We start from the raw sequence: 8,434 nt of genomic DNA, 5'->3' as shown, positions 1-8,434 counted from the left end.
CTAAATTAGAATTAAAAAGCTGGTAACAATGTATAACAAATCATGGCACCCTTCGGGATGCTAAGCTTGTTATACTAACCGTTAGCAAACATTATGAAATAACTATGAAGAGAATAATTTTCCTTTCTATTATAATTTTTACAATTGTTTTTGACAATATTCGTGCGCAAGAAATAAAACCTGACTTCCTTGGAGAGAAGCACATTGTTAATTCTGATATTTTAAAAGAGAAAAGAGAAATCTCAATATATCTTCCGGAAAATTACCAAGATACCGAGACAGACTATCCTGTTCTTTACATTTTAGACGGGCAAAGATATTTTTTGAATGGCATCCTTTATCAAAAAACTTTGAAGTGGAAAGAAAAGACACCTGACTTTATAGTTATTGGTATAAATACAAATAATCGAAAAAGAAGAAAATTGTTTTTTGATGATTCAAAAATGTTTATTGATTTTTTAGATAAAGAGCTAATCCCTTACGTAGATAGAAATTACCGAACTTCTTCGAAGCGCCTCTTTTTTGGTTGGGAAATGGCAGGAGGATTAGCTATTGAATTGTTAGCTCAACCTCAAAGTATGTTCTCTGCCTATTTTATTGCAAGTCCAACTCATATAGATACGGCTCGACTAGATTTGTTGAAGAAGAGGTTGACGCAAAGAGATAATGCTAGCGAATTTATATACTTTTCTATAAGTCCGGTAGAATCATGGTCAATTCCATCTTTAGAAAATCTTAGTAAAACTTTAAAGGAGTATGCTCCAGAAGGTCTCAGTTGGCATTATAAGATTCTTGATGAAGAAAATCATCATTCAACACCAACTAAAACAATTCATGAAGGTTTAAATAAATACTTTCAGGATTACCCATATATACGATTTTACAGTCTAAAGGAATTTGACGATTTTGGAGGTATTACTGCGCTGAAAGAACATTACCAAAAAAGAGGGGAAAAGTATAACCTATCTACAGAAATTCATAAGGATACCAAACACTTCATGCTAGTGCAGTCGATGAACGAAGATAACTATGAATCATTTGTTTTTTTCATGCAAGAGTTTGGAGATTACTATAAATCAAAGAGAAGAGATTTTTGGTTTAATAGATATGCTCAGTTCTACTTAAAATATCAAAAACCAAATGCGGCTATAGAAATACTTACTGTTGGGTTAGATAAATTTCAGAACTCATCCCTTATTTTAGGTAGTTTCGGTGACGCATATGTAAAAAAAGGAGATAAGGTAAAAGCAAAAGAATACTATAAAAAAGCTATTGATTTTGCTTCAAAAAATGGAGATAAAAATATTGAGGTTTACGAATCTAAATTGAAACAAATATAACGTGTGCAAACACGATGTATAAAACATAGCTAATAAGTGTTAATCCGAAAAGTTAGTGTCTTTTTGCACGCTACGTTTCATACACAAACCGTTGGGCATAATTTGAAAAATGAAATCTAAACTAAGTTTGATAATACTATTAATTTTTACCTTTTTTTGTTGTAAAGGTCAACAAGAATTACCAAAAGATTTAGATTTGGAAGGTTTAAAAGGTTTGCCAAAACGAATAGTAGAAACATCTGAAATAAAACCGTCAAATCGTTTAATAAAAGAGATTTACTATTTCAATAAACAAGGATTTTTGACTAAAATGGAACATTACAATGTATACCATAAAGATGAAGACTCTCTTTCGTTAGGCGATATAACATTTTATACAAATCCAGTCAAAAATTCGAGATTTTCAATCACTGTTAGAAATCAGAGCAATGACACTATTAGGCTAAAAGATTATAATTTAATCAATGATAGCCTAATCAATATTAATATTATTGAATATAAAAATTCCTTTAATACTAAAGTTTCGCAAAAATTAAACAGGGAAAATAGAATAATAAAAACGACAACAAAAATAACAGATACCTTGAATAAAGTAGTTAAAGCAAACTCAGAAACTGAATTTATATACATTGAAGGTGAATTAAATGAACTAATCATTACAAATGATAAAACGAATGAAAATTCTAAATCGGTAATGATTAAGAATGAAAAAAAAGATGAATTCGGAAATTTTGTTTATCGAGAGCTCATTGATGAAAATGAAACAATCGTTTATATTGTCAAAAGAGAATACATCTATCATTAAAAACTATGCCCAACAATGCATATAAATCATAGCTCCCATTCGGTCGCTACGTTTCATACACAAAATCGTTGTAGTTAATAATGACCCGTCCTGAATAAAGACTACATAATTTTACACATGAGTCGCAAAAATGACACGGTAATTATACATTGAAAAGATTCTTAGTTTGAAACCTCTCTTTCTCTGCTGAAAATACTATCAAATTGCATCAAAAATTAATGGATAGTTTTTCATTTTATTTGTATTGATTTAGTATACTTATTTCTATAAAGATTTAGCCTCAAAGCCAACATCACGCTCATTTTTTTTAAATACGTTCATAGAAAAAATTTTATTAACAAATGAGAATTAATCAAATTCGTTGTGTAAAATATACTTATAAAGTTAAATGAATAAAAACTATCAAAAAGTTTTAAGGTATGAACCCTTAATACACATCCTTTTCTGGAGTATAATTTTTATATATCCAAGAGTGAAGTTCCTAACGGTTGGAGTTGAATATAAAGACACAATTTCGCATGATATAGTTGAGCTTATTTTTAATATGCTACCGTCATATATATTATATTTTTGGTTTTTTAAAATTAACCAAAAATGGTATCATTTTATTCTCGCTGCCTTATTTTTAGGGGTGTATACAGGGCTTTACACATATTTAGATAACTGCTTTTTTCATTCGAAATTTGATTTTTCCTTAAATAAAAGGACTATTATTAAAATTATAACTGCAACTATTAGTTATGGAGTATTTGGACTCGTATTTTTTGCACTATTCTCTATAAAACAGTTGTATAAAAAACAGCAAGAGATTAACGAAATATCAAGTAAGGAACAAAAGGCTCAATTAAGATTGCTAAAAGGACAAATTAACCCGCATTTTTTATTTAATACATTAAATGCCATTTATGCTAGTGCTTTAGATAAAAAAGAGAAAACACCTGAGCTTATTTTAAAACTATCTGATAATTTTAGATATGTTTTACACGAAGGACAAAAAAGTAAAGTTCCTTTAGAAAAAGAAGTACGTCATTTAAAAGATTATATCAACCTTCAGCAAGAGCGGTTGTCTAACAAAGTATCTATAAATTGGAAGGAAAGTATAGACGACTATGACCAATTAATACCTCCTCTTTTACTTATTTCTTTTGTTGAGAATGCCTTTAAATATTTAAGTATGATGACTGGGGAGAATCATAATTTAAATATAAAAATAAGGCTTTTAAAGAATGATTTTATATTTAATTGTGAAAATCCTTATGTAGAAAATACTGATAAAGAAGTAGATTCGGATTGGGTAAAAAGCGGAATAGGTATTAAGAATACAAAAAAACGGTTAGAATTACTATTTCCAAAAAGCCATGAATTGATAATTGATCATTCAAATAATAAATTCAAGGTAGATTTACATATTGAATTATGATTAAATGTATTGTTTTAGAAGATGAGAAACCGGCACAGCGGGTTTTAAAAAAATATATAGAAAAAACACCCTTTCTTTCATTTCAAGGCGTGTATGAAAGTGGGTTACATATTCCATTGTCATCACTTCAAAATACTGATTTATTATTCTTAGACATTCAATTACCAGAATTAAGTGGACTTACATTTTTGAAAACACTTAAAAACCCTCCCAAGGTAATTATAACCACCGCATACCCTAATTACGCAATAGAGGCCTTTGAAGAAGCTGTTACAGACTATTTGGTAAAACCGTTTTCGTATGAACGCTTCTTTAAAGCAGTAGATAGAATCAGAAATCAAGTGGCCTTGGAAAGGAATGAATCAAAAAAGAATGTGTTTGTCTACACCGATAAAACATTTTTTAACATTCAAATCGAAGATATATTGTTCATAAAAAGCGAAGCCGATTATATTAATATTGCTACAAATGAAAGAGAGTATCTCATCTTGGACTCATTAAGAAACTGGAATGAAAAATTAAGAGGGTTTAATTTTTTACAATCACATAGATCATATATTGTCAATATAACTAAGATCAAAAAAGTATATGGCAATCTTATTTATTTAAGTGACAACTTAAAAATCCCTATTGGTAAAACACTAAAAACACATGTTCTAGATTCCTTAAAAGGATAACTAACTTTTACTTTCATAGATTGACAATCTACTTTCATAGATTAAAATTTTGCTACAGCCCATATAGTTTCATTTTCGAAATATAAAATGATAGTAAAATCGCTCAACAGCAAAATAAGATGAAATTAAATGCATTAATGAAAGTAGAAAATGTAAAAAAAACACATATCATTTTGATACTTGTAGGGGCACTGTTTTTAAATGCCTGCAATTCTAAAAACGATGTTGATTTTCCACCTTTAGAAGATCGGTATTTCGGACAAAAGCCTCCAGGCTTAACTCCCGAAGTTTTCGCTCCTGGTATTGTTTCGACAGCGCATCATGAGTGGGGCCCTTTCTTCACACCCGACATGAAAGAGTTCTACTTTTCCAGAAGAAACACCCAAAGTGGAAAAGATACGCACTTTGTTCTTAAATACGAGAATAATAGATGGCACGAGACAATAGTGGATACCCATACGGGGGGTATCTCACCTGATGGTAAGACTATGCATTTTGGAAACCAATATAGGGAGCGAACCGATGATGGATGGTCAGAATTAAAAAGTCTTGGTTCTGCGTTTGAAGACATCGACATCATGCGCCTTACGAGTTCATCCAAAGGCACTTATGTTTTTGATGAATATGCTGAAGATGGAAATTTTGTTCTTCGATATTCTCGACTGATAAATGGTGTACGTGAAGCGCCGAAGCCATTTAGTAAAGAGATAAATACGGGAAAGGGGAACATCCACCCCTTCATTGCACCTGATGAGTCTTTTATTTTGTGGGATAGTAGAAGAGATGGTGGCTATGGTGGTAGTGATATCTACGTTAGTTTTCGGCAAGAAAACGGCTCTTGGGGAGCCGCCATTAACTTAGGTGATAAGGTAAACACAAGTATCTCACAGAGGGGAGGATACGTAACGCCAGATGGAAAATATCTTTTCTTTAATGGCCCTGCTAGCACAGGAAAAGGAGAAGTATTCTGGGTGGATGCGCAAATTATTGAGACACTTAGACCCAAATAGGGCGGAATGTATAGTGGACATTATGAAAATGGTAATGATTTACCCTTTGAATGATACTGTAGTGAGTAGATCTTTTTAGTAGGGCAAAGCATTGCTTTGGGTCAGAAGAAACGCAGATACCAGCTAGTGGGTTGGAATTATAAATTACAAACACAAAGAAGAAAACATGAAAACAGCGAAATTATTAATATTGACCTGTGCTTTATCGCTAAACACTGTCTTTGCTCAAGAAAATAAGGTAAACGATGATACACCAAAGGCATATGAAATGCCCAGAACCCAGGTCATTCAGATCAGTAATTCTGAAACTGATACACTAAATACACTTTACATAAAACTGCCGAAAGGATATGAAAAAAACACAGATTTAAAATACCCTGTACTCTATTTTACTAATCCGTTAGAGAATATCGAAAGATTATCTGCACTCAGTGAACATCTGATAAAAGACGTTATTATAGTTGGGCTTACCTGGTCAAAAGGAATAAACTATGGGAATTTGGACAGTTATGTGAAGTTTCTTCGTCAAGATGTCTTTAAGATGGTAGAAAGCAAGTACCGTGCTAATGCTGAAAGACGTACCTATTTTGGATATTCTGCTGCTGCTTTAGTTGGTACATACATATTATCGAAACACACCAATACCTTTGAAAATTACATTCTTGGTGCTCCGGTTCTTGGAGTTGATCATGAAATCATACAGAAAATTTATGAGCTTGAGTCTACTACAGCTGAAAAACGAAAAAAATTAAGGGCAAATGTTTTTTTTACATATGGCTCATTGGAAAAGGAGGCGACCAAGCAGCATTTCGAAAAATTCATTACCATGCTTAAAAATATAAACGATGGAAATTTAACAGTAGAACATGTTGTAATTGAGGGTCTCGACCATCGAACAGCAGTGCCTATGGCTGCAGTACGGAGTATGTATTGGTTATCAGACTTGATAAAAGAATAACGAGAGCAATTGTAGCTATGCGCTCTCAATAATTAAAAAAGTTTAAATAATGAAAAAACCATATTTTATCTTAATACTTGTTTTAGCACTATTTTTAAATGGGTGCAATACTAAAAAACAGAACTCAAAAAGCAATGATTCACCAACGATAGTAAACCCCTATTTTGGACAAAAGCCACCAGGCATAATTCCTGAAATTTTTGCGCCTGGTATTGTTTCAATCAATGGAAGAGGTGAAGGTAGTATTTCGTTTTCTCCTGATTTGGATGAAGTATATTTCGGAGTATTTGAAGAAGACGGAAATCCAAGTGTATATTTTTCAAAACTCGAAGACAAAAAATGGACAAATCCTAAAAAGATAAATTTTACAAAAGACCAAAAAGCTGGAGAATTGCATCCTTTTGTAAGTCCTAATGGTAAAAAGATTTATTTCACCGCTTATGATTCTAATTTTGAGAATGGTAAAATTTGGTATGTAAACCATTTCGAGAATTCCTGGAGCAATGCAATACAACTTGATTCACCAATAAATGATGATGAAGTTATTCATCCGAATCTAACCAAAAATGGAGATCTTTTTTATTTTAATATTTCAAAACTTAAAACGTATTATGCTCCCAATAAAAATGGTAAATTTCCCGAAGTACAAGAAGTTGAAATTGGTGGTGCTCACGCTTTTATTTCCCCATCTCAAGAATACTTAGTGGTAAATGCTCGAAACAGAGAAGATGGAAGAAATGACAGCGATATTTATGTCTATTTTAAGAAGAAAAACGGAACATGGTCAAAACCAATTAACCTTGGAAATGAAGTAAATTCTAATTTTCGCGAAACAAGCCCGAGTATCACTCCAGATGGTAAATATTTATTTTTTAGTCGATATAACGATGAAGGTGGACTACCAAACTTTTATTGGGTGAGCACAGAGGTTATTAAGAGATTAAGACTTGATGACTTTAGAGAATAATATTTGATTTAGAATAAATAAATCGGATAATAATTAAATATACGTTTGGTAACAATATATAAAAATAATGGCCAAGATAGTAGAAAATTCAAAGTTCGTGTAACTTGTCAGTGAAGTAATCCGCAGGCGACTATTATTCTTATACCAGCCGTTAGCAGCAACTTGAAAAATCGTACTAAACTACTTAGGATTTCTTTATACTGGCCGAAGTGCCCCATTCAGCAACAAGCTGAATTAGAGGGATTAATGTTTTACCAAAATCTGTCAAAGAATACTCAACTTTAAGAGGTGGTTTTGAATAAAAAACTTTTCTTTTGATTATTCCATCTTCTGCTAATGATTTCAACTGTAAACTTAATGTACGCTCGTTCACTGTCGACATTTTCTTTCTCAACTCATTATAACGCAATGTTTCGTTCATCAAATAATACAAAATAACTGCTTTCCACTTCCCACCTATTACGCCCATTGTTAAACTAGAACAACAAGGATATTCTTTTCCATTAAAATTGCACATACTCCTATACTTAAATTCAACTATACTTTTTGCCCGTTATTGCAAAGATAAATTACTTTAAATAATTTTGTAACTATACTTTTTATAGTATTTTTTGTTATTAAATAAACTTAATATTTCAAGAAAACTTAAAAACAAAATAACAAGGAAAAATGAAAGAAACAGTACACAAACTAGATGAACTTTTGGTCATGTTAAAGGAATATATTTCTAAATCCTCAGATACAGAACTACGTTTTAAAACAAACCCAGAAAAATGGTCTAAAAAGGAAATTATTGGACACTTAATTGATTCAGGAATCAATAATACCAGACGTTTTACAGCAGCTTTAATTGAAAAAGAACCGTATAGAATAATGCCAATGAAACAAGATGAACTAATAAAAGTAAATGATTATCAAAATTCTGAAATCGATGAGCTTTTAACTTCATTATTATCAATAAATATTCGAATAAAAAAGCTGATGCTTTTGCAAAATACACAAACGCTAGCGACAAGAATTGAATTATATACCAAAGGAAATATGTCTGATTTGAGATACTTGATGGAAGATTATGTTGTACACTTTGAGCATCACGTAAATCAAATATTGAAACCAGTAGCCGCATAATATAGAATTTTATCTAAGTATACTCTCAAGTTGAAAGACTCGAAAGCAGCTGCTAACAAAGAACTGAGATAAAAAACAAACATATTCTTCCTTAATCTGAGACACTAGTATTCTAGGCCCATAGATTCA

General features: G+C 31.5%; 9 protein-coding genes. 8 read left to right on the top strand and 1 reads right to left on the bottom strand.

Translation table 11 applies throughout. The annotated features are described in order from the left end of the window. Positions 1 to 104 precede the first annotated feature (104 nt). The 7 genes from ACEXOE_RS23570 (at position 105) to ACEXOE_RS23540 (ending at position 7,177) form a co-directional block, all read left to right on the top strand. Positions 105 to 1,340 (top strand): alpha/beta hydrolase, encoded by a 1,236-nt coding sequence (locus ACEXOE_RS23570; protein WP_394751342.1) that lies wholly within the window; start codon positions 105 to 107, stop codon positions 1,338 to 1,340. A gap of 109 nt (positions 1,341 to 1,449) precedes the next feature. Beyond that, a complete protein-coding gene (locus ACEXOE_RS23565; protein WP_394751341.1) occupies positions 1,450 to 2,145 on the top strand; it encodes a hypothetical protein in 696 nt (231 codons plus the stop codon). 388 nt (positions 2,146 to 2,533) lie between these two features. Then, positions 2,534 to 3,565, top strand: coding sequence for a sensor histidine kinase (locus ACEXOE_RS23560; protein ID WP_394751340.1), 1,032 nt, complete (start codon positions 2,534 to 2,536; stop codon positions 3,563 to 3,565). Then, positions 3,562 to 4,242, top strand: a complete 681-nt coding sequence (locus ACEXOE_RS23555; protein WP_394751339.1) for a LytR/AlgR family response regulator transcription factor — start codon at positions 3,562 to 3,564, stop codon at positions 4,240 to 4,242. Before ACEXOE_RS23560 ends, ACEXOE_RS23555 begins: the two co-directional genes overlap by 4 nt. Before the next feature lie 119 nt (positions 4,243 to 4,361). Further along, on the top strand, positions 4,362 to 5,252 hold the full coding sequence (locus ACEXOE_RS23550; protein WP_394751338.1) for a TolB-like translocation protein: 891 nt from the start codon (positions 4,362 to 4,364) through the stop codon (positions 5,250 to 5,252). A gap of 166 nt (positions 5,253 to 5,418) precedes the next feature. Next, on the top strand, positions 5,419 to 6,210 hold the full coding sequence (locus ACEXOE_RS23545) for an alpha/beta hydrolase (RefSeq protein WP_394751337.1): 792 nt from the start codon (positions 5,419 to 5,421) through the stop codon (positions 6,208 to 6,210). 49 nt (positions 6,211 to 6,259) lie between these two features. Beyond that, positions 6,260 to 7,177: a TolB family protein gene (locus tag ACEXOE_RS23540; RefSeq protein WP_394751336.1), complete on the top strand. Its 918-nt coding sequence runs from the start codon at positions 6,260 to 6,262 to the stop codon at positions 7,175 to 7,177. A gap of 184 nt (positions 7,178 to 7,361) precedes the next feature. Here the strand turns inward: ACEXOE_RS23540 and ACEXOE_RS23535 are convergent, their stop codons facing one another. Then, on the bottom strand, positions 7,362 to 7,694 hold the full coding sequence (locus ACEXOE_RS23535; protein ID WP_394751335.1) for a winged helix-turn-helix transcriptional regulator: 333 nt from the start codon (positions 7,692 to 7,694) through the stop codon (positions 7,362 to 7,364). Between the two features lie 152 nt (positions 7,695 to 7,846). Here ACEXOE_RS23535 and ACEXOE_RS23530 point away from each other — a divergent pair, with 152 nt between their 5' ends. Further along, on the top strand, positions 7,847 to 8,305 hold the full coding sequence (locus tag ACEXOE_RS23530) for a DinB family protein (RefSeq protein WP_394751334.1): 459 nt from the start codon (positions 7,847 to 7,849) through the stop codon (positions 8,303 to 8,305). Positions 8,306 to 8,434: the final 129 nt, after the last annotated feature.

This window comes from Spongiimicrobium salis (assembly GCF_043678055.1).
Taxonomy (GTDB): Bacteria; Bacteroidota; Bacteroidia; order Flavobacteriales; family Flavobacteriaceae; genus Spongiimicrobium; species Spongiimicrobium salis.
Note: the sequence above shows the minus strand (reverse complement) of the source record. Positions and strands in the feature narration are given on the sequence as shown.

Excerpts from the sequence above, each read along its gene's own strand:
- ACEXOE_RS23570 (WP_394751342.1), top strand. The coding sequence starts at position 105 with ATGAAGAGAATAATTTTCCTTTCTATTATAATTTTTACAATTGTTTTT.
- ACEXOE_RS23565 (WP_394751341.1), top strand. The coding sequence starts at position 1,450 with ATGAAATCTAAACTAAGTTTGATAATACTATTAATTTTTACCTTTTTT.
- ACEXOE_RS23560 (WP_394751340.1), top strand. The coding sequence starts at position 2,534 with ATGAATAAAAACTATCAAAAAGTTTTAAGGTATGAACCCTTAATACAC.
- ACEXOE_RS23555 (WP_394751339.1), top strand. The coding sequence starts at position 3,562 with ATGATTAAATGTATTGTTTTAGAAGATGAGAAACCGGCACAGCGGGTT.
- ACEXOE_RS23550 (WP_394751338.1), top strand. The coding sequence starts at position 4,362 with ATGAAATTAAATGCATTAATGAAAGTAGAAAATGTAAAAAAAACACAT.
- ACEXOE_RS23545 (WP_394751337.1), top strand. The coding sequence starts at position 5,419 with ATGAAAACAGCGAAATTATTAATATTGACCTGTGCTTTATCGCTAAAC.
- ACEXOE_RS23540 (WP_394751336.1), top strand. The coding sequence starts at position 6,260 with ATGAAAAAACCATATTTTATCTTAATACTTGTTTTAGCACTATTTTTA.
- ACEXOE_RS23535 (WP_394751335.1), bottom strand. The coding sequence starts at position 7,694 with ATGTGCAATTTTAATGGAAAAGAATATCCTTGTTGTTCTAGTTTAACA.
- ACEXOE_RS23530 (WP_394751334.1), top strand. The coding sequence starts at position 7,847 with ATGAAAGAAACAGTACACAAACTAGATGAACTTTTGGTCATGTTAAAG.